The organism is uncultured Streptococcus sp., assembly GCF_902463925.1.
In the GTDB taxonomy this organism is placed as follows: Bacteria; Bacillota; Bacilli; order Lactobacillales; family Streptococcaceae; genus Streptococcus.
In genome coordinates this window covers 73,722-93,312 of record NZ_CABQHE010000006.1, presented here as the reverse complement: position 1 = coordinate 93,312, position 19,591 = coordinate 73,722, and the positions used below count along the sequence as shown (strand labels likewise).

Here is a 19,591-nt window from a genome sequence, read left to right as displayed (position 1 = left end):
CAATAGTATACAAAAGACTGTATAGTGTGGTATAATTCCAGTGAAACAGTCTTTTAAGATAGTTAATGAAAAAGGAGAAAACATTCATGTTTAAAGACAAAGTTCAGGGTCATGGCTCTATTAAGAAGTTGCGTACTGGTGCGGTAGTGTCTGTATTGGCGCTGTCGGTTGCTGGTGGGGTATCTGTCGTTAGTGCTGATGAGACAGCCCCAGCTAATACTACTGCAGGTAATGTAGAAGTGGTTGCGAAAGATGCTAAGGCTGAAACAGCCCCAGTAGCAAAGACTACTGAAGTTACGGCTCAACAAGTTGCTGATGCTAAGGTTGTAGCTAACCAGGCTAATCAAGCATTGAACGCTCAAGAGGGTGTTGTTGCTAGTGCTGAGAAGGCTGTTGCTGATAACCAAAGCACTATTTCTGGTTTAAATAACCAAATTACAGAGGTTGAGAAAGTTACACCTGAGATAGTTGAACAAGCTAAATCAGATCAAGCGAAAGCTAAAGAAACACTAGACCAAGCTACAACAGCTACGGCAAGTGCTGAGAATAGTCTTACTGATGCTACTAGCAAAGCTGAGGCTCAGAAAGACGTAATTGCTAAAGCTGAGTCAAATGTTGAAAAAACTGCGAGTGCCATTGATGATGCTGAGAAGAAAGTAGAGGCTCTTTCGGCTACTTCTGACACTGCTAAGTTGGAGCAGGATGTTAAGGATTTGACTGCAAAGGTTGCAGGGGATACTACTAGTGTAAAATCTGCTAAGAACTCTCTTGAGGCAGCTAAGTTGTCTGTATCTAACAAGGAACAAGCAATCAAAGACCAGAAATCCGTTGTAGCTACTGCTGAGGGTACTGTTGAAAGCTCTTCTAAAGCGTATGATACTGCTAAAGGAGCCCAAGAAGGTACTCAAGCGATGGAAACTTCTGCTAAGTCTGCTCTTGATGAGGCTAAGAAGGGTAAGGTTGTAGTAGAGCCTGTTAAGGTAGGCGAAATCACAGCTGTTACGGCTGATGGGGTATCCCTAAACAAGGGTGTTGCTTATTCTAACTTCTTAGAGACTAATGGTATTGTTGTAAATCAGGAGTATTTGGTTGCCATTAAAGCCCTTGCTAAGGGTACGGGGTCTGTTCAGGCTGTTAAGGACGCTATCAAGAAAGGTGATAAAAACGGGAATAGATTAGATATTGTTTCAGGACCTGCTTCCTCTAGTTATAAATCATGGGTTAAGGACATGTCTTTCGCTAACACAGATGCTACGACTAAGTTGGATGTTAACAATCTTTCTGACAGCCAGTTAACTGATTTGGCTTTGTTCTACACTGCTTTGCTTAATGATGTTCGATTTAAAGTGGGTACTAATTTAGTAACTGTAACCGATCAAAGTGTTGCTGAGGCTAAGAAGGTAGTGACTTCTATCTTTAACAAAAGGTTCCCAGATTACAAAGGCATGAATAATGCTCAGCTAGAGGCTAATGGTTTTTGGAATTCTATGTCTAACCCTAGCAATCCTTTGAAGGTTAACGGTACAACATTGATGAACGCTGTTAAGAGTACCGACTCAGAAGATACGACTATTATTGGGCAGGAGCCTGCTAATAGCGTAAACTATGATAACAACGATGGTCGTAAGCAGACTATGGCTGAGTTGAAAGCTAAGATTTTTGCTAATTTGGGTAATCAGCTCTTTGGTTTTGAGGGCAAGGGGTATCTTGGTAACGCTTATGGTGGTGTTGATGGTAAGCGTTCTGATAACTTTGATCTAGCTATGGAAGTTCTTGGTCTTAAGGGTACTTCTACTACGGCAGGTGTTGATCTTGGTTTCACAGATATTTTTAATGGTATGGTTGACCGTGCACCGAAAACTTATACTGTGTTAGGTAATGCTTACGGTAAGGCTATTAGCAACCCTTATCAAACACTTAAAAACCCTAAAGAAACTGTAACTCCAGTCTATAAGGACGTTGAACGTACAGTTGTGGATGATGTAGCAGTTGCTAAGGCTCAGGCAGACTATGATAAGACTGTTAAATCTAACCAAGATGCTAAGGCTAAGGTAGCTACTGCTGAGACTGCTTATAACACTGCTAGGGAAGCTCTTGCTACAGCTCAGAAACGTTTGGCTGATTTGGTAGGGGGTACTGTAGATATTCCAGGTCTTGAGAAAGCGTTGGCTGATGCTCAGACTCAACTTGAATCAGACCAAGCCTCTCTTCAGACTGCTAAGGAAACTCTTGCTTTGGCTAAGGCTAGTGCAGCAGACAAGTCCAAGGCTTTGGAAGTAGCTAAGAGTGTACTTGCTGAAGCTAAGAAATCAGACGTTATGGCTAAAGGGGTACTTGCTAAAGAGAAAGAAACTCTTGAGATTCTTTCTAAGGCTGTAGCAGTTGCTCAAACAGCTTTTACAGACGCTCATACTAATCAGGGAGTTGCTAAGACAAACTTTGTCACTGCTAGTGCTAAGGCTGACGACCTTGCTACTAAATTGGCTAATAAGGCTACGGTATTGGCTGACTTGAATTCTAAGCTTGCTGACGCCAAGGCTAAGTCTAGTGTACTTCGTGCTGAGCTTGAGACTGCTAGGGAGCGTTACGAAACTCTTAAGAAAGACTCAAACGCTAAGAACGTAGAATACCTCCGTTTGGCAACCTTGAAAGCTGAACAAGATAAGGCTGAGGCTGAAGTTCAGCGTTTGCAGGCTCTTAAAGATAAGGCTGATGCTATCGTTGCAAATGGTGGTGTTGTCGTACAGGTAGTCGATGCTAACGGTGATGTCATTGACGTAGTAGATGGTACTAAAGCAGTTAAGAACGCTGATGGGTCTATCGCTATTGGGGGTACTCATTATACTCTTAACAACGATGGCACTGTATCTAGGGTAGTTGTTCCTACGGCTGACAATGGGGTATCTTCTACTGGTGCTGTGAAGCAGGCAGGAGTGACACAAGTTGACGACAAGACCACTTACTCACGTGTTGAACGTGCAAAAGCACTACCAAACACAGGTTCACAAGAATCACTACTTGGTTTGTTTGGTGCAAATATGATTGCAGGACTAGGGATTGGATACGTAGGTAAACGTAAACGGAAGAATTAGGAGATAACTCATGGCGATAGTAATTCAGGAAGTCAGTGATGAACCAGGATGTACAGGTTGTGGGTGCGTACTTGCGCTGATACCTTTAGCGATTATTTATTTTAATAGAGATGCTATTATTACTGGCCTTATTTCTTTCTTAGGTGGACTAATGACAGTTGTAATCTGGATAATAGGAATTATAGTAGTATCTATTTTAGGTTACCATTTAATTAAGTATTTAATACAATACTTAAAAAATAGAAACAACTAAAAAGAAACTCTTCTTACATTAAAGTGTAGGAAGAGTTTTTGCAATATGTTATAATGTTCATTGTAGAAAAGTGAAGACGGTGGCTACTGTTTCTGAAAGTGAGGTGATGCCTATGGGCAACTCATCAAAATCTGACAGAAAGGAGGTAGCCTTGGTTGACCGCATTTGAAGTGGTGCAAACTATGTTAACATTTGGCAGTTTTGTCATTGGTTTAATAGGTTTGTGCTATAAAATCTTCAAGGACAACGACAAAAAATAATCCGTCCCCACTTTTGAGCGAGTAGGACGGATTAAATCTGTTATACGAGCCACCGTCTTAAACGGTTCTACATAGGAGTTGAGTTCCCGCTCAGCTCCTTTTCCTATTCTCATTATAACATTTATTTCTAAAAGTACCAAGAGAAAGCAAAAATCCTAGAAAAAATCTAGGACATTCTATTCTTCGATTGATGACTTTCTTTTTTATACTTTCAAAAAAGGTTGCCAAAAAGGTTGCCATAGAACTGATTTCAAATGATTTATAGTGAAATTCAATGTTTCAAAAACCCTATAAAATCAAGCTTTTTCAGCGTGCACTGAAATGTAATGAAACCTTATTTAACTTCAGTAAAGATTACGTGTTTACGCAATTTTGGTGAGTATTTTTTCAATTGAAGACGGTCTGGAGTGTTACGTTTGTTTTTTGAAGTAAGGTACAAGCGTTCACCAGATTCTTTGTGTTCAAGTGTAATATTTACGCGCATGGTATCTCCCTTCTATTATTTAGCTGCGTTAGCTTTAGCGATTTTACGTCCTTTGTAGTATCCTTTAAGTGATACACGGTGTGAACGTGAGTAATCTCCAGTTGTTTCGTCAAATTGTACTGATGGAGCAGTCAATTTGTAGTGTGTACGACGTTTGTTTTTCTTCGCTTTTGAAGTGTGACGTGCAGGTACTGCCATTTCTTTATTTCCTCCGAATTAATATTTATGTTCTTGATTTTAAATCAACTATAACAGAATAACATATCTTTTTTGTAAAGTAAAGTTACTTGACAAAAACTTTTTATCAACATATATAGTTAAAAGTTATATAAATTGATAGTAAATACATATTTCACAGCTATAACGGCAAGTGCTAGAATAGGCTTATTATAACATTAAATGAAAGAATAAAAAGGAGTAAATAACTATGAGTAAAGTACATTATCATTTTGATCATGTTGGTTCTTACCTTCGTCCACAAGCTCTAAAAGAAGCACGTGAAAAATTTGCCAATGGTGAGATTTCGCAAGAAGAATTACTGAAAGTGCAAGATGAATTGGTTAAGGAATTGGTTCATCATGAGATAGAAAATGGCCTTCAAGTCGTTTCTGATGGTGAATTTGGTCGTTCTTGGTGGCACCTTGATTTTCTATGGAATTTAACTGGTTTTGAAGCTTACCAACAAGAGGATTCATATAAATTCCATGGAGCTAAGACACGTACAACTAACGTTCGTATCAATGGTAAAATTGCTGAAAATCCTAATCATCCTTTCTATCGTGACTTTGAATATCTTAAATCAGTGACTCCTGAAGGAATTACTCCAAAAGTAACTATTCCAAGCCCATCACTTATCATTAACCGTGACCACCGTAGTGATCTTTATGCAGACTACTATGATTCATGGACTGATTTTCTTGATGATTTGGCTAAAGCTTATCATGATACCATCCAACATTTCTACGATTTGGGTGCACGTTATGTGCAATTGGATGATACAACTTGGGGTTATTTGATTCAACAGTTTGAGAATGAAAAAAATAATCCTGATAAAACAGCTGAGTTGGCAAAAATTGCTGAGGATGATGTGTACACTATCAATAAAGCTTTGAAAGGTCTTCCAGAAGATTTGACTTTGGCTACTCACATTTGTCGTGGGAACTTTAAGTCTACGTACCTTTTTGAAGGTGGCTATGATTCAGTAGCTAAGTATCTTGGTCAATTGAACTATGATATTTTCTTCTTGGAATATGATGATGCGCGTTCAGGTAGCTTCGCACCACTTCCAACGATTTGGAATAACCGTGACCATGTTGAATTGGTACTTGGTGTGATTACTTCTAAGGATCCTAACTTGGAAAATGTAGATGCTGTCATTGATCGTATCCATGAAGCGGCTGAACTTGTACCACTTAAGAACCTTGGGATTTCAACTCAATGTGGTTTTGCCTCAACTGAAGAAGGTAACATCTTGACTGAGCAAGACGAGTGGAATAAATTGCAATTGATTAAAACTATTACTGATAAGGTTTGGTCATAATAGAGAAAGTTCAGGGAACAGGCTCAGCTTGTTCTCTCTTTTTATGAATATAGAAAGGAAGTGTCATGAACTATAAAGAGGCAGGACAGAAGATTAATCATTGTGGCGGGCAAAGAGGTCTGTTTCTTTCTTACGTTGAAAAATCCTCCACCATTTCCCAAAAGCTGTATAAATTATGATAGAATAGAGTGATTATATCTGTAATAACGGAAAAGGAGGGCAGGTCTATTTGAGGCCTGTATCATCATTATGAAACTTCAAAAACCTAAGGGAACGCAGGATATTTTACCTGCGGATAGTGCCAAATGGCAGTACGTGGAAAATGTTGCACGTGAAACATTTAAGAAATACAATTATGGTGAAATTCGTACACCTATGTTTGAACATTACGAGGTCATTTCACGTTCAGTAGGTGATACAACTGACATCGTTACTAAGGAAATGTATGATTTTCATGATAAGGGAGACCGTCATATTACACTTCGTCCAGAAGGGACAGCACCAGTTGTACGCTCTTATGTAGAAAACAAACTCTTTGCGCCAGAGGTACAAAAACCTGTTAAAGTTTATTATATTGGATCAATGTTCCGTTATGAACGTCCTCAAGCAGGACGCTTGCGCGAGTTCCACCAACTAGGTGTAGAGTGCTTTGGATCAAAAAATCCTGCAACAGATGTTGAAACCATTGCTATGGCCTACCAACTCTTTAATACGCTTGGCATTAAGGATGTTACCCTTCATTTGAATAGCCTTGGAAATACTGAGAGTCGTCTGGCTTATCGTCAGGCCTTGATTGACTATTTGACACCAATGCGTGAAAGTTTGTCAAAAGATAGTCAACGTCGTTTGGATGAAAATCCTTTGCGAGTACTCGATTCAAAAGAAAAAGAGGATAAGGTTGCCGTTGAAAATGCTCCATCTATCCTTGATTATTTAGATGAAGAAAGTCAAGCGCACTTTGACGAAGTACGTACTATGCTCGATAGTCTTAACATTCCTTACGTGATTGATACTAATATGGTACGTGGTCTTGATTACTATAACCACACGATTTTTGAATTTATTACCACTATTGATAAGTCTGAATTGACAATCTGTGCAGGTGGTCGTTATGATAGTTTGGTTGAATACTTCGGTGGTCCAGAAACAGCTGGTTTTGGTTTTGGACTTGGTTTAGAACGCTTGCTTTTGGTTCTTGATAAACAAGGTATTGAGCTTCCGGTGGAAGAAAGTCTGGATGTTTACATTGCAGTACTTGGTTCAGGTGCCAATGGCAAAGCTCTTGAGTTAGTTCAAGCTATCCGCTATCAAGGATTTAAGGCTGAACGTGATTACCTTGGACGTAAGATTAAGGCGCAATTTAAGTCAGCAGATACCTTCAAGGCCAAGATGGTTATCACATTAGGTGAGAGTGAAGTGGAGTCAGGTCAGGTCAATGTCAAAAATAATGCTACTCGTGAGGAAGTTACTGTAAGTTTCGAAGAGCTAACTAAAAACTTTGCTGCAGTCCTCGAACAGTTAGAAAAGTAGGGGGCATATGGTTAGTATAGTTGATATGCTCAAACGGAGTGAAAAGTTCAGTTTGGCTTTTGATCGTAGTATGCCCATTCGTTTCCAACAACAGTTTTGGCAGTTGATTGCCTTTCTTGATAAACATGACATTACTTGGTTCAATGATGAGCCTGCAGGTGATCATGCGATGTGCCAGCAATTACTTGGTCAAGTTTGGCGTCAAGACTGTCAAGATGTGGTCTTGAGTTTTGAAACTCAGGAACGTTATTTGGGATGGCAGGTAGACGAGGAAACTGATGAACTTAGTGTTATCATTGAAGATGTTTACGGATTCCGTTGGAATAGTTTACTTGACTTAGAAACAGCTGATTATCGTTTTGAAGATTTTGAAGAGTTTGCTGAGGATTACGTGGATACTAGTGATTTGTTGAAACAATTTGGCAAATAGTTTTATAAAAAAGAAAGTCTATTAAAATTCTAACCTGAAATGGGTGGGGTTTTGATGGGCTTTTTGCTATAATAGTTAAGACTAAAAAATTAACGAAAGAAGTGTATTTATGGAACGTTCTATGTATGCCGGACGTGTTCGTAGTGAACACATCGGAACTACTATTACTTTGAAAGGTTGGGTATCTCGCCGTCGTAACCTCGGAGGTTTGATTTTTATCGATCTTCGTGACCGTGAAGGTTTGATGCAGTTGGTTGTTAACCCTGAAAATGCGGATGCTAATGTTGTTGAAACAGCTGAAAGCTTGCGTAGCGAATTTGTTATTGAAGTAACAGGAACTGTTGAAGCGCGTGAACAAGCTAATGTTAATTTGCCTACAGGTGCTGTCGAGCTTAAAGTTGAAGACCTTAAAGTCCTTAATGCTGCCAAAACAACACCATTTGAAATCAAAGATGGTGTTGAGGCTAGTGATGATACACGTATGCGTTACCGCTACTTGGATCTTCGTCGTCCAGAGATGTTGGAAAACTTTAAGCTCCGTGCAAAGGTAACCCACGCTATCCGTAATTATCTTGATGACTTGGAATTTATCGATGTTGAAACACCAATGTTGACAAAATCTACACCAGAAGGTGCTCGTGATTACTTGGTTCCAAGCCGAGTTAGCCAAGGTCACTTTTATGCTCTTCCTCAAAGTCCTCAAATTACTAAGCAATTATTGATGAATGCTGGCTTTGACCGTTACTATCAAATTGTTAAGTGTTTCCGTGATGAAGATTTGCGTGGAGACCGTCAACCTGAGTTTACACAAGTTGACTTGGAAACGTCATTCCTTAATGAGCAAGAAATCCAAGATATTACAGAAGGCTTGATTGCTAAGGTTATGAAAGAAACTAAAGGAATTGAAGTTACACTACCATTCCCACGAATGTCTTATGATGATGCCATGAATAACTATGGTTCTGACAAGCCAGATACACGCTTTGACATGCTTTTACAAGACTTGACAGAGGTTGTCAAAGGTGTAGACTTCAAAGTGTTTGCTGAGGCGCCAGCTGTTAAGGCGATTGTTGTCAAAGGAAATGCAGACAAATACTCACGTAAAAGTATTGACAAGTTGACAGAGTTTGCCAAACAATTCGGCGCTAAAGGTCTTGCTTGGGTTAAGATGACTGATGGAGCTCTAGCAGGTCCAGTTGCTAAATTCTTGACAAGTATTGAAGATAAGTTGACAAATGCTTTACACCTCGAAGAGAATGATCTAGTTCTTTTTGTAGCAGATACCCTTGAAATCGCTAATAACACACTAGGTGCTTTACGTAATCAAATTGCTAAAGAACTTGACATGGTTGACAACACTAAATTCAACTTCCTTTGGGTTGTTGATTGGCCAATGTTTGAGTGGTCTGAAGAAGAAGGACGCTATATGTCTGCTCACCACCCATTTACTTTGCCAACAGAAGATTCTGAAGCAGAGCTTGAAGGGGATCTTTCCAAGGTACGTGCTGTAGCTTATGATATTGTCTTGAATGGTTATGAGCTTGGTGGGGGTAGTCTACGTATCAATCATAAAGACCTACAGGAACGTATGTTGAAAGCCCTTGGTTTCTCTGAAGAATCAGCCTATGAGCAATTTGGATTCCTTCTTGAAGCTATGGACTATGGTTTCCCACCACATGGTGGTTTGGCTATCGGTCTCGACCGCTTCGTCATGCTTCTTGCAGGTAAAGATAATATTCGTGAAGTGATTGCCTTCCCTAAAAATAATAAGGCATCAGATCCTATGACTCAGGCTCCAAGTCTTGTGGCTGATAAACAGTTGGAAGAACTTGCCCTTCATGTAGATTTAGAAAATGAATAAAGCACCTCTTCATAAACATGTTAAATTTGTAGCGAAAAAGTCTGCGAAGAAAATGGGCGTTTTGCAGGCTGCACGTAGTATTTCCCGTGAAAAATATACTGAAAAAGTCTCAGCTTCTTTACTTTACGGGCTCTTATCGTCAATCGCCGTTAATTTCTTTTTTCAACCTGGACATGTTTACTCCAGTGGAGCAACAGGTTTGGCACAGGTTTTATCGGCATTGAGTGTTAGAACTTTGAGTTTTGAGATACCAGTATCATTGACTTTCTATGCGATTAATATTCCACTTTTGATTTTAGCTTGGTATAAGATTGGTCACAAATTTACCATCTTCACCTTCATTACGGTAACAATGAGCTCCCTTTTTATTCAGGCGATACCTCATGTGACCTTAACGGAGGATCCATTGATTAATGCTATTTTTGGTGGTCTGGTCATGGGAACAGGGATTGGTTTCGGTCTAAAATCACGTATCTCTAGTGGAGGAACAGATATCGTCAGTCTTACTATTCGTAAGAAAACGGGTCGTGATGTTGGAAATATCTCCTTGATTGTCAACGGGATTATCATGATTTTTGCAGGTATACTTTTTGGTTGGAAATATGCCCTTTATTCAATGGTGACAATTTTTGTCTCAAGCCGAGTAACAGATGCGATTTTCACAAAACAAAAGAAAATGCAGGCTATGATTGTCACAAGTAATCCCGACCCAGTTGTACGAATGATTCAGAAAAAACTCCACCGTGGAGTAACGATGATTAATGATGCGGAAGGGACTTATAATCACGAAAAGAAAGCAGTATTACTGGCGATTATTACGCGTGAAGAGTATACTGACTTCAAGCATTATATGAGAAAGGCAGATCCCAAAGCCTTTGTCTCCATCGCAGAAAATGTACATATTCTAGGTCGTTTTGTTGATTTAGATGACTAACAAAAAAGGAAGTTGACGAACGTTAGCTTCTTTTTTGTTGGAGAGAATTCTTGACGAAATGCCTGCTTGACTTTACAATATCAGTATGATTAGATTTTTAATTCCAACCGCAAAAGAAATGAAGGCCAGTAAGGAAGTTCCGTCTCAAAAACTATCCGAAAAGAGTGCAGCTATCCTAACTGAAATAGCAAAATTATCCACAGATGACTTGTCCACAGTTTATAAAATTAAACCTGAGCAGGCTGAGAAAGAGAAGCAGCGCTGGGATGCCATTTTATCTGGAGAAGCAAGGAGCTATCCAGCAATAGAGCTTTTTAATGGCTTGATGTATCGCCATATTAAACGTAGTGACTTATCCACATGTGAAAAAGATTTTTTAAGCCAACAGGTATTTATCACATCTTCTTTTTATGGGATTATTCCCGCTTTTTATCCGATTCAGGAACATCGTCATGACTTTCATACGAAGATTAAGGTTAATGGTCAGTCATTAAAAAGCTATTGGCGTGCTGAATATGATCAATTTTTGGAGGAGAATCAAGTTCCAGTTGTTTCTTTGCTTTCGAGTGAATTCGAGGATGTTTTTAGTCCAAGTCTTCGTAAGCAGTTATTTACGGTTAGTTTTATGGAAGACCGCAATGGGGTTCTTAAGACTCACTCTACGATTTCAAAAAAGGCAAGAGGGGCTTTCTTGACAGCTGTGATGGAGGAGAATTGTCAAACGATTAATGCTTTACGAAAATTGTCCTTTGATGAGTTTAACTATCGTGAGGATTTATCCTCTAATAATGAGCTAGTTTTTGTTAAAATCGTCTAAAAAAGTCTGAGTTATAAACTCAGACTTTTTCTTATAGCATATCTTTACGATCGACTTGTTCATAGTTGGTTTGACCGTCATTTAGCTTGTCCCAAATAACGACTTCTCCTTGATCAAGAGATTTTTTGACATCAATAATACGTTGATTAGATGATCCTCGAAACTGGAGCATAAGGTTCTTTTTAGTGATGTCAAAGCGGCCGTCAACGAGAATGTCAACGAGTTGAAGAAGTTCTAATTTATCAGGAGTTTCAAGCATCAACTCCTCCCAAGTATAACCAGTCCAAGACCAGATATCTTTTTCCGGGAGTTCCTTACGAATGCGTTTGACTAGGGGAATGAGAATTCCTGTGTTTAGGAAGGGTTCACCACCAAGTAGCGTGAGACCTTGTACGTAAGGTTGAGCTAGATCCCTCATGATTTGTTCTTCAAGTTCTTTAGTATAGGGAATTCCTGCCTTAAAGGACCAGGTGGCAGCGTTATAGCATCCCTCGCAATGAAACATGCAACCAGAGACGTAAAGGGAGTTACGTACGCCTTCACCATCAACGAAATTAAAGGCCTTATAGTCAATAATGCGTCCTTGGCTAAGGTCTTCAGACTTCCATTCTTGTGGTTTTGGTGTATTCCATGTCATGATTTTACTCCAAATCTATCCAATAGCGCTCAGTTTCGTTACGAATGTCCTCAAGTTGACCACCGTTGGCTAAGATAACAGCTCTGCTGGCAGGATTTTCCGTGCTACATGTCACCAGAGCACGATGAATGTTCTTTTCTTTAGCCACTTGCAGACCTTGATGAAGAGCTTCTTTTGCATAGCCTTTGCCCCTTTCAGAGGGACGGATGGAGTAGCCAATATGGCCAGCATGATTCAGCAATCCCTCATTTAGTCTCAGCCGTAGATTCAAAAAACCTAAAGCATGGCCTGATTTATCAAATGATACGAACTGAATTGATGGAACACGATTTTCCAGCAATCCTATTCCCAATTCTTTATTCTGGCTAGTTTCTAGCCACTCCTCATAATCAAAGTTCTCAGCATCCCAAAAGCCGCCGTCGTGGGCCGACTGGGTCTCTTCGAACTCTGTCATCATGTTAAGAATGGTTTCTTTATCTGCTAATGTCGGTCGGCGTAAAATCATATTATTTCTTCTTTCCAGCTTTTTTCAAAAGGGCTTGGACACGTGCTTTTTTATCGTTTTTGACGGTTGCATTTTTTTCGTGGTAACGTTCCACTTGTTGCATACCTTTATAATCTAATTGATATTTTCCCATTATATTCCTTTCTAAAAATGAAATAAGCAAAGCAGTTGGAAGGTATCATCCAGCTGCTTCTAGTTTATTATAATGTATTCTAGGTCTTATTAAAGGTGTTTACCTTCATATTTTATGGTTGAACCATTCATATGTTTCACACGGGCAGAGATTTCTTTGTGGCGTCCTTTAACCATTGGGCGTGCCTGTGGATTTCCTAGATAGCCACAAGTACGTTTGACAACATCAACTGTTTTAGGATCTGTGTTGCCACAGTTAGGGCACATGAATCCACGTTCTGTTGGGGTGAAGTCCCCTTCAAAGTCACACTTGTAGCATTTATCAATTGGAGTATTAGTGCCAAGATAGCCGACACGGTCGTAGGCAAAATCCCAGACAGATTCAAGTGCCTTAGGATTTTGTTGGAGGACTGGATATTCACAATAATGGATAAATCCACCGGTTGCACCAGCTTCTGGGTAAGCTTTTTCGAATTCTAATTTTTCAAATGGTGTTGGATTTTTACGGACATCGTAGTGGAAGGAGTTGGTGTAATATTCTTTATCTGTGATATCAGTTACGACACCGAATTTTTCAGTATCCAAGCGACAGAAACGATCTGTTAAACTTTCCGATGGTGTTGAATAAACAGAGAAATGATAATCATATTCGTCAGACCAACTTTCACAAGCATTTTTCATAGATTTAACGATATCTAACGTGAACGCTTTGGCTTCTGGATTAGTCTCCCAGTCACTACCATAAAAAACGGATGCTACTTCATAAAGCCCAATATAACCAAGTGATACAGTTGCACGACGATGTTTGAAGAGTTGATCTACATTATCGAATTTACCTAGACGTTGGCCAAAGGCCCCGTACTGATAAAGGATAGGTGCATTAGCAGGTGTAGCTTCTTTGACACGTTCAACTCGGTAAACAAGAGCATCTTTAGCAATTCCCATTCTTTCTTCAAAAATTTCCCAAAATTTATCTTGGTCTCCTTTAGACTCTAGGGCAATTCTAGGAAGATTAAGGGTGACTACGCCAAGATTCATTCGTCCAGAATTAACTTCAACGCCATTTTCGTTTTTCCAACCCTGAAGGAAGGAACGACATCCCATAGGGGCTTTAAAGGAACCTGTCAATTCAATGATTTTATCATATGATAGGACATCTGGATACATACGCTTTGTTGCACATTCAAGAGCTAGTTGCTTAATATCGTAGTTAGGTGAGCTAGGCTCTAAGTTAAGTCCACGTTTTAAGGTAAAAATGAGTTTAGGGAAAATGGCTGTACGGTGCTCGGAGCCAAGTCCTAAAATACGAACTTGTAGGATAGCCTTTTGGATTTCACGCTCAAACCAGTTTGTCCCTAAACCGAAACCGAGAGAGGTAAAGGGAGTTTGTCCATTCGAAGTGAAAAGCGTATTAATCTCGTATTCAAGAGATTGCATAGCATCGTAGATATCTTTACGCGTTTTGGCGCGTGCATAATCTTCACGTTTTTCTTCAGCTACCCACTCTTTAGCATCAGCTAAGTGTTTTTTGTAGTTAAGTTCTGCGTAAGGAGCTAAAAACTCATCGATACGGTCTGCAGTACAGCCACCATATTGACTAGAGGCAACATTTGCGATGATTTGTGAAATTTGAGCTGTTGCAGTTTGAATGGATTTAGGACTTTCAACTTCAGCGTTACCAATTTTAAAACCATTTGCCAACATGCCTTTGAAGTCAATCAAACAACAGTTGGTCATAGGTGTGTAAGGGCTGTAGTCTAAATCGTGGAAATGGATATCTCCCTTTTGATGAGCGTTTGCCACGTGTGGAGGAAGCATCTTAAGTCCTACAGATTTTCCAACAATACCTGCGGTTAAATCACGTTGTGTATTGTATAAATCACTATCCTTATTGGCATTTTCATGGACAACAGCCTGATCTTTATTAACCAGTTTGTTAATGGTAAAATTGATGTCAGTAGCCTGAGAACGCTCAAAATCACGTTTGGTACGGTAGTTAATGTATTCTTGAGCGATAGCGTATTCGTTAGCTTCGAGTAACTCATGCTCTACTATGCTTTGGATTTCATATATTTTAATATTGTGAGAGAAGCGATCATTGATTTCGGCCACAACACGGTTGGCAATTCCCTCCAATTTAGTCTCAATTAATGGTGTGATAGGTGTAATAGCTTTGCTTGCTTTGAGAATAGCTTCATATATTTTACTTGAATTAAAAGTAACCATACGCCCATCGCGTTTGATAACTTTGATATCGGGGTTGACTGTAACCTTTTCTTTTTCTAATGTAATCATCTAAAAATCACCTCGTTACTAATTATAGCACTAGGTAAAAAAAAATCAATATATTGTGGTACATTTTTATCTCAACCACTATATATTGATTTTTCTAACTATTTTAGGACATAGACAGTATATCGTTCAACGCCTTTTAAAGGTGCTTTTTTATAGTTTTTTGAAAGTGTCGATTTAACCTCAGAAGGCAATTGCGTATCTTGCTGGACAACGATATATTGTGCAGAATCCTGAATAAGAGTGTCTAAAAGAGCCTTTTGATGACTTGATTTAGCTGTATTAAGTTTTGGAAGAACAAATTGTGAGGCTGCTTTACGACCGCTTTCCAAATAAATTTTTGCTGATGAATCGTAAACGTAGATAGTTTCATCTTTTTTGGTATTTTTAGCGAGGTAATTTGCAACAGTACTACGTTCAGTATTATTTCCTAAATTAAATAGGAACATAATGATTGGCATCGCTAAAGCAAATGCAAAGACTGCAATAGGTAAGAAGTAATTACGACTAAGGAAGATATCAAAAACTTTAAGTGTGTGAATATGGTTACCATTACGACGTCGGTGAGAAGTTCGCTCTGCTCTCTTTTTAATAGCATCATCTAAAGAAAGTGCTGTCAAGACTAGACCATAAGGTACGATGTTGAGAATACTGTAAAGTCCAAAACTTTGAGAGAACAAGCTGTAAACCACTGTAAAGATAAAACTAAGGAGTAGTACCCACTTGATACTCTTATCTTTAGCATCGCCCATAAGGTGGTTGCTTGTAGTCAGTGCACCAATAAGTAATCCAGAGCCTATAACAGCAAAACTTTGGTAAGCTAACGTAAGTAGGAAGTCATTTTTTTCTATAGCGAGTTGTGTAAAGTTGTAAACCAAAACTTGGTTAATATAGTCCGACGTAATTTGTAAATTTAGGATAAAGTAAAGACATAGATACAATACTAGAATGTTACCAAAAATAATACAAAGAACTTGATAAAAACCACGAGCAAAGTGTTTGTTGACAAGGTTGTAAACGAAGATTGTCACAAGTGACAATATCCAGAAAATAAGAGTTCGAGCTTCAAAAAGAGCTCCCGCAGTGCCAGCGAAGCCGTAAAGAATAAAGGCTTCATCACGACTGTGACCCGCAAAGTAACGAGTTAAGAAGAAGATGGCACCTAGGACAAAAGGCATAGCAAATTGGATAGGGTAGAGTCCACCAAAGCCTATTGTTCCATTAGTGACATAGAAAATAATACTAATTAGAGTGGCAATTTCCTTCTTATTTGTCATGTGCATGACAGTCTTGTAAAGGTAACTTCCAGAAAGATAGTAGGTAAGGCATTGAATAGGAATCAGCCAAAGAGTTGATCCTAAACGGAAAGCCAGAGAAACTAGGAAGTAATAAAAGAACCCACCTGTCGCAAAAAAGTCAGAGTAAGGTAAGCTACCATTGGCAAACATTTTTGCAATGTAAAGGTTTTGAGACTGTATATTATTGGCAAAGTCTGTAAAGCAGGGAACTGATATACTAAAAATACTCAAAATCAAACTGAGAATCAGGATATGACCTTTATGCTTCCGTGGAATTGAAATCTTAGTTTTTTTCTCTGTTTGAGAAGAATTAGAATCTTCTGTTTGTCCCTGAATTGTCACTTCAATCTTTTCGGATTGATTATCTTGTGTATGAGATCGATGGTGGCTTCGATGATAACCTTGGTAGCCACTTGAATCTAAAGTATTGTCTTTGTTGTATGGACTCACAATTAAACTCCTTTGTTGACATTTAGAAAGTTATAAATAAAAGGGTCTTATCCCCTAATTGTCTTATTTAAAGTATATCAGATAATATCATTTAGTCAATTTTCCTCTAATTTCTTACATTTAAGAAAAAATATCTAAAAAAGAGACTGAGATACAATATCCCAATCTCTTTTGAACAAGTCATTTCTTTGACTATGGCATTGATTATTTTTTAGTTTTCGTCGATGAAACTATTGAAAACTTCTTCAATCATATCCCATTCAGCATCTGAATCTTCAGGGATTGGTTGAAGGTCGCCTTCAGTACCATCTTCATTTTCAGTGAATGAGTATGCTTGGATCTCGATTTCTCCATTAGCATCTTCTTCAGCACCAGCTGGTACCAAAAGAACATAGTTTTTACCAAATTCTTCGCGTCCATCAATAGTCAACAAGATTTCAAAAAGTGTTTCATTTCCTTGTTCGTCTACTAAAGTGATGACTTCATGATCATGGTTGTGGTCGTGATTGTGTGACATATTGTTCTCCTTTTTGAAGAGAGCGCTGAATAGTGATGAAAATCTAGTATATTTGCCTGGCAGTTTACTAGATTTTCGCATGGCTATTAGGTCTCTATTACACTTTCTTAAAACATTCGATCGAGGTAGTTTTGTAGAATAAGTTGGGCAGCTAATTTATCAATAACTTTTTTACGTTTACCACGGCTGACATCTGCTTGTTCAACTAACATACGCTCGGCTTGAACAGTTGTCAAGCGCTCATCTTGGTAATCTACAGGAATTCCAAAGGTTTCCCTGATTTTGTCACCATAAGCTTTGCTTGCCTCAACACGTGGTCCTTCAGTGTTATTCATATTTTTAGGAAGACCAACAACAAATTTTTCTACCTTATATTCTTTAACGAGCTCGCCTAGTCGGTCAAAACCAAACTCTTCAGCCTCCTCGTCAATTTTGATAATTTCAACGCCTTGGGCTGTAAAACCGAGGGGATCACTAATCGCAACTCCTACTGTTTTTGAGCCAACATCAAGTCCCATTACTCGCATTAGAGGTCAATTCCATTTCCTTTAAGATAATAGCGAACGAGTTCTTCAACGATTTCATCACGTTCGTATTTACGAATCTGGTTACGGGCGTCATTATAACGCGGAACATAAGCAGGGTCACCGCTCAGAACATAACCGACGATTTGGTTGATAGGATTATAACCTTTCTCAGCCAACGAACGGTAGACATTTGTCAAAGTATTACTGATTTCATCTTTGCTACCGTCGTCTAGGTTGAAACGAACAGTTTCATCTGTAAATCCCATACTGACACCTTCTTTCTATAAGAATTATCTGTTAGTTCTTTATTATAACATAAGTATAGTCAAAAGGGAAAGACGATGAACAAAAAAAGAGATGACTAAAGTCATCTCTCTTAATATCCAATAAGATTAAACGCGTTCAACTTTACCAGATTTAAGCGCACGAGCTGAAGCCCAAACTTTTTTAGGTTTACCATCAACAAGGATAGTAACTTTTTGAAGGTTAGGTTTAACGGCACGTTTAGTTTTGTTCATAGCGTGTGAACGGTTGTTTCCAGAAACAGTTTTACGTCCTGTAAAGTAACATACTTTAGCCATTTCGTGTTTTCCTCCTAGGTAGAATTTATTACGGATGTGCTAGCACCACATACCAAAACATTCTATCATAAGAATTTAGGTTTGACAAGAACTATTTATAATTTCTTTTTATAACAAAATAGTATATGCTTATTATAATAAGAAAAAATCAGTTAAAAAAGGAGAGAAGATGCCAGATAATCTTGCTCTACGTATGCGTCCACGTACAATTTCAGAGGTGATTGGCCAGAAGCATTTGGTTGGTGAGGGTAAAATTATTCGCCGTATGGTAGAAGCGAATATGCTGTCGTCAATGATTCTCTACGGGCCACCTGGAATCGGGAAGACCTCAATAGCTAGTGCTATTGCAGGAACAACAAAATATGCCTTTAGAACCTTTAATGCTACTGTTGATAGCAAGAAACGCCTACAGGAAATTGCGGAAGAGGCTAAATTTTCAGGTGGCTTAGTTCTGCTTCTAGATGAGATTCATCGTTTGGATAAAGCTAAACAAGACTTTTTATTACCACTCTTAGAGAATGGTAATATTATCATGATTGGGGCTACAACGGAGAATCCGTTTTTTTCTGTCACACCAGCCATTCGTAGCCGTGTACAAATATTTGAGTTGGAACCCCTCTCTAACGAGGATATTAAGGAAGCTATCCAAGGTGTTATAGAGGACAAGGAGCGTGGCTTTGACTTTGATGTCCAGTTAGATGAGGATGCTCTAGACTTTATTGCTACAGCTACTAATGGAGATTTACGTTCGGCTTATAATTCCTTAGATTTAGCTGTCATGTCGACGCCAGCTTCAGAAGATGGGCTTCGCCATATTACTTTAGATACAGTGGAAAATAGCTTACAGCGTAGTTATATCACTATGGATAAAGATGGTGATGGACACTATGATGTGCTCTCTGCCTTGCAAAAATCTATTCGAGGCTCTGATGTTAACGCCAGTCTTCATTATGCAGCACGTTTGGTTGAAGCAGGAGATCTTCCTAGTTTAGCCCGTCGATTGACAGTGATTGCTTACGAGGATATTGGTTTAGCCAATCCCGATGCGCAAGTTCACACGGTCACGGCTCTGGAAGCTGCACAGAAGGTGGGTTTCCCAGAGGCACGTATTTTGATTGCCAATGTAGTTGTTGACTTAGCTTTATCTCCTAAGTCGAATTCGGCTTATATGGCTATGGATGCTGCCTTGGCAGACCTTAGAAAATCAGGGAATTTACCTATTCCTCGTCATTTGAGAGATGGACACTATGCTGGAAGCAAGGAACTGGGCAATGCACAAGATTACAAGTATCCCCATGCTTATCCTGAAAAGTGGGTCAAACAACAATATCTTCCAGATAAATTAAGAGGTGTGAATTATTTCCAACCCAATGAAACCGGGAAATATGAAAGAGCTCTTAGAGCTAATAAAGAACGGATCGATAAGTTATCTAGGTAATACGAGAGGGATC

General features: G+C 39.0%; 21 protein-coding genes. 10 read left to right on the top strand and 11 right to left on the bottom strand.

Annotation, left to right across the window (positions count from 1 at the left end; all coding sequences use genetic code 11):
• The first annotated feature begins 86 nt into the window (after window positions 1–86).
• From RDY04_RS05910 to RDY04_RS09605, 3 genes are all read left to right on the top strand, one after another.
• Window positions 87–3,092: an SEC10/PgrA surface exclusion domain-containing protein gene (locus RDY04_RS05910; protein ID WP_303952417.1), complete on the top strand. Its 3,006-nt coding sequence runs from the start codon at window positions 87–89 to the stop codon at window positions 3,090–3,092.
• Window positions 3,093–3,102: 10 nt separating this feature from the next.
• The gene (locus RDY04_RS05905) at window positions 3,103–3,345 is read left to right on the top strand and encodes a hypothetical protein (protein ID WP_303952416.1); all 243 of its coding nucleotides are present in this window, start codon (window positions 3,103–3,105) and stop codon (window positions 3,343–3,345) included.
• Window positions 3,346–3,527: 182 nt separating this feature from the next.
• Window positions 3,528–3,605, top strand: a complete 78-nt coding sequence (locus RDY04_RS09605; protein WP_369683902.1) for a putative holin-like toxin — start codon at window positions 3,528–3,530, stop codon at window positions 3,603–3,605.
• 334 nt (window positions 3,606–3,939) lie between these two features.
• Here RDY04_RS09605 and rpmG read toward each other — a convergent pair whose 3' ends face one another.
• Together rpmG and rpmF are read right to left on the bottom strand one after the other, a co-directional pair.
• Entirely contained in the window at window positions 3,940–4,089 is a 150-nt protein-coding gene (rpmG, locus tag RDY04_RS05900; protein WP_002262412.1) for a 50S ribosomal protein L33, read from the bottom strand.
• Window positions 4,090–4,104: 15 nt separating this feature from the next.
• Complete coding sequence (rpmF, locus tag RDY04_RS05895) at window positions 4,105–4,287, bottom strand: 50S ribosomal protein L32 (protein WP_002885630.1); 183 nt, start codon at window positions 4,285–4,287, stop codon at window positions 4,105–4,107.
• 229 nt (window positions 4,288–4,516) lie between these two features.
• Between rpmF and RDY04_RS05890 the strand changes: the two genes are divergently transcribed.
• The 6 genes from RDY04_RS05890 (at window position 4,517) to yaaA (ending at window position 11,201) form a co-directional block, all read left to right on the top strand.
• A complete protein-coding gene (locus RDY04_RS05890) occupies window positions 4,517–5,629 on the top strand; it encodes a vitamin B12 independent methionine synthase (protein WP_303952413.1) in 1,113 nt (370 codons plus the stop codon).
• 249 nt (window positions 5,630–5,878) lie between these two features.
• Window positions 5,879–7,159: a histidine--tRNA ligase gene (hisS, locus tag RDY04_RS05885; RefSeq protein ID WP_303952412.1), complete on the top strand. Its 1,281-nt coding sequence runs from the start codon at window positions 5,879–5,881 to the stop codon at window positions 7,157–7,159.
• 7 nt (window positions 7,160–7,166) lie between these two features.
• The gene (locus RDY04_RS05880; RefSeq protein WP_070475396.1) at window positions 7,167–7,589 is read left to right on the top strand and encodes a hypothetical protein; all 423 of its coding nucleotides are present in this window, start codon (window positions 7,167–7,169) and stop codon (window positions 7,587–7,589) included.
• A 109-nt stretch (window positions 7,590–7,698) separates the two neighbouring features.
• Window positions 7,699–9,450 carry an aspartate--tRNA ligase gene (gene aspS / locus RDY04_RS05875; protein ID WP_303952409.1) on the top strand — a complete coding sequence of 584 codons (1,752 nt, stop codon included), beginning with the start codon at window positions 7,699–7,701 and terminating at the stop codon, window positions 9,448–9,450.
• Window positions 9,443–10,384, top strand: coding sequence for a YitT family protein (locus RDY04_RS05870; RefSeq protein ID WP_278628575.1), 942 nt, complete (start codon window positions 9,443–9,445; stop codon window positions 10,382–10,384). Before aspS ends, RDY04_RS05870 begins: the two co-directional genes overlap by 8 nt.
• Window positions 10,385–10,469: 85 nt before the next feature.
• On the top strand, window positions 10,470–11,201 hold the full coding sequence (yaaA, locus tag RDY04_RS05865; protein ID WP_303952407.1) for a peroxide stress protein YaaA: 732 nt from the start codon (window positions 10,470–10,472) through the stop codon (window positions 11,199–11,201).
• A 31-nt stretch (window positions 11,202–11,232) separates the two neighbouring features.
• On the opposite strand, the gene nrdG is transcribed toward yaaA, so the two are convergent.
• The 9 genes from nrdG to rpmB form a co-directional block, all read right to left on the bottom strand.
• Complete coding sequence (nrdG, locus tag RDY04_RS05860; RefSeq protein ID WP_295493275.1) at window positions 11,233–11,838, bottom strand: anaerobic ribonucleoside-triphosphate reductase activating protein; 606 nt, start codon at window positions 11,836–11,838, stop codon at window positions 11,233–11,235.
• Window positions 11,839–11,842: 4 nt separating this feature from the next.
• Entirely contained in the window at window positions 11,843–12,343 is a 501-nt protein-coding gene (locus tag RDY04_RS05855) for a GNAT family N-acetyltransferase (RefSeq protein WP_303952406.1), read from the bottom strand.
• Window position 12,344: 1 nt separating this feature from the next.
• Window positions 12,345–12,476, bottom strand: coding sequence for a hypothetical protein (locus RDY04_RS05850; protein ID WP_002885877.1), 132 nt, complete (start codon window positions 12,474–12,476; stop codon window positions 12,345–12,347).
• An 89-nt stretch (window positions 12,477–12,565) separates the two neighbouring features.
• On the bottom strand, window positions 12,566–14,770 hold the full coding sequence (nrdD, locus tag RDY04_RS05845) for an anaerobic ribonucleoside-triphosphate reductase (RefSeq protein WP_303952403.1): 2,205 nt from the start codon (window positions 14,768–14,770) through the stop codon (window positions 12,566–12,568).
• A gap of 98 nt (window positions 14,771–14,868) precedes the next feature.
• Window positions 14,869–16,515: a hypothetical protein gene (locus RDY04_RS05840; RefSeq protein WP_303952401.1), complete on the bottom strand. Its 1,647-nt coding sequence runs from the start codon at window positions 16,513–16,515 to the stop codon at window positions 14,869–14,871.
• A 211-nt stretch (window positions 16,516–16,726) separates the two neighbouring features.
• Complete coding sequence (locus tag RDY04_RS05835) at window positions 16,727–17,032, bottom strand: DUF1292 domain-containing protein (protein ID WP_002887079.1); 306 nt, start codon at window positions 17,030–17,032, stop codon at window positions 16,727–16,729.
• 107 nt (window positions 17,033–17,139) lie between these two features.
• Window positions 17,140–17,559 (bottom strand): Holliday junction resolvase RuvX, encoded by a 420-nt coding sequence (ruvX, locus tag RDY04_RS05830; protein WP_303952398.1) that lies wholly within the window; start codon window positions 17,557–17,559, stop codon window positions 17,140–17,142.
• The gene (locus tag RDY04_RS05825) at window positions 17,559–17,825 is read right to left on the bottom strand and encodes an IreB family regulatory phosphoprotein (protein WP_002885737.1); all 267 of its coding nucleotides are present in this window, start codon (window positions 17,823–17,825) and stop codon (window positions 17,559–17,561) included. The genes ruvX and RDY04_RS05825 overlap by 1 nt, the downstream gene beginning before the upstream one ends.
• 126 nt (window positions 17,826–17,951) lie before the next feature.
• The gene (gene rpmB, locus RDY04_RS05820) at window positions 17,952–18,140 is read right to left on the bottom strand and encodes a 50S ribosomal protein L28 (RefSeq protein WP_002885786.1); all 189 of its coding nucleotides are present in this window, start codon (window positions 18,138–18,140) and stop codon (window positions 17,952–17,954) included.
• 169 nt (window positions 18,141–18,309) lie between these two features.
• Here rpmB and RDY04_RS05815 point away from each other — a divergent pair, with 169 nt between their 5' ends.
• Entirely contained in the window at window positions 18,310–19,578 is a 1,269-nt protein-coding gene (locus RDY04_RS05815) for a replication-associated recombination protein A (protein ID WP_303952394.1), read from the top strand.
• The last annotated feature ends 13 nt before the right edge of the window (window positions 19,579–19,591 follow it).

Coding starts and splice junctions, on each gene's coding strand:
- RDY04_RS09605 (WP_369683902.1), top strand. CDS start 3,528: ATGTTAACATTTGGCAGTTTTGTCATTGGTTTAATAGGTTTGTGCTAT.
- RDY04_RS05890 (WP_303952413.1), top strand. CDS start 4,517: ATGAGTAAAGTACATTATCATTTTGATCATGTTGGTTCTTACCTTCGT.
- yaaA (WP_303952407.1), top strand. CDS start 10,470: ATGATTAGATTTTTAATTCCAACCGCAAAAGAAATGAAGGCCAGTAAG.
- RDY04_RS05835 (WP_002887079.1), bottom strand. CDS start 17,032: ATGTCACACAATCACGACCACAACCATGATCATGAAGTCATCACTTTA.
- RDY04_RS05855 (WP_303952406.1), bottom strand. CDS start 12,343: ATGATTTTACGCCGACCGACATTAGCAGATAAAGAAACCATTCTTAAC.
- RDY04_RS05825 (WP_002885737.1), bottom strand. CDS start 17,825: ATGGGATTTACAGATGAAACTGTTCGTTTCAACCTAGACGACGGTAGC.
- RDY04_RS05910 (WP_303952417.1), top strand. CDS start 87: ATGTTTAAAGACAAAGTTCAGGGTCATGGCTCTATTAAGAAGTTGCGT.
- RDY04_RS05880 (WP_070475396.1), top strand. CDS start 7,167: ATGGTTAGTATAGTTGATATGCTCAAACGGAGTGAAAAGTTCAGTTTG.
- RDY04_RS05850 (WP_002885877.1), bottom strand. CDS start 12,476: ATGGGAAAATATCAATTAGATTATAAAGGTATGCAACAAGTGGAACGT.
- rpmG (WP_002262412.1), bottom strand. CDS start 4,089: ATGCGCGTAAATATTACACTTGAACACAAAGAATCTGGTGAACGCTTG.
- nrdD (WP_303952403.1), bottom strand. CDS start 14,770: ATGATTACATTAGAAAAAGAAAAGGTTACAGTCAACCCCGATATCAAA.
- ruvX (WP_303952398.1), bottom strand. CDS start 17,559: ATGCGAGTAATGGGACTTGATGTTGGCTCAAAAACAGTAGGAGTTGCG.
- nrdG (WP_295493275.1), bottom strand. CDS start 11,838: ATGACATGGAATACACCAAAACCACAAGAATGGAAGTCTGAAGACCTT.
- RDY04_RS05905 (WP_303952416.1), top strand. CDS start 3,103: ATGGCGATAGTAATTCAGGAAGTCAGTGATGAACCAGGATGTACAGGT.
- rpmF (WP_002885630.1), bottom strand. CDS start 4,287: ATGGCAGTACCTGCACGTCACACTTCAAAAGCGAAGAAAAACAAACGT.
- rpmB (WP_002885786.1), bottom strand. CDS start 18,140: ATGGCTAAAGTATGTTACTTTACAGGACGTAAAACTGTTTCTGGAAAC.
- RDY04_RS05870 (WP_278628575.1), top strand. CDS start 9,443: ATGAATAAAGCACCTCTTCATAAACATGTTAAATTTGTAGCGAAAAAG.
- RDY04_RS05815 (WP_303952394.1), top strand. CDS start 18,310: ATGCCAGATAATCTTGCTCTACGTATGCGTCCACGTACAATTTCAGAG.
- hisS (WP_303952412.1), top strand. CDS start 5,879: ATGAAACTTCAAAAACCTAAGGGAACGCAGGATATTTTACCTGCGGAT.
- aspS (WP_303952409.1), top strand. CDS start 7,699: ATGGAACGTTCTATGTATGCCGGACGTGTTCGTAGTGAACACATCGGA.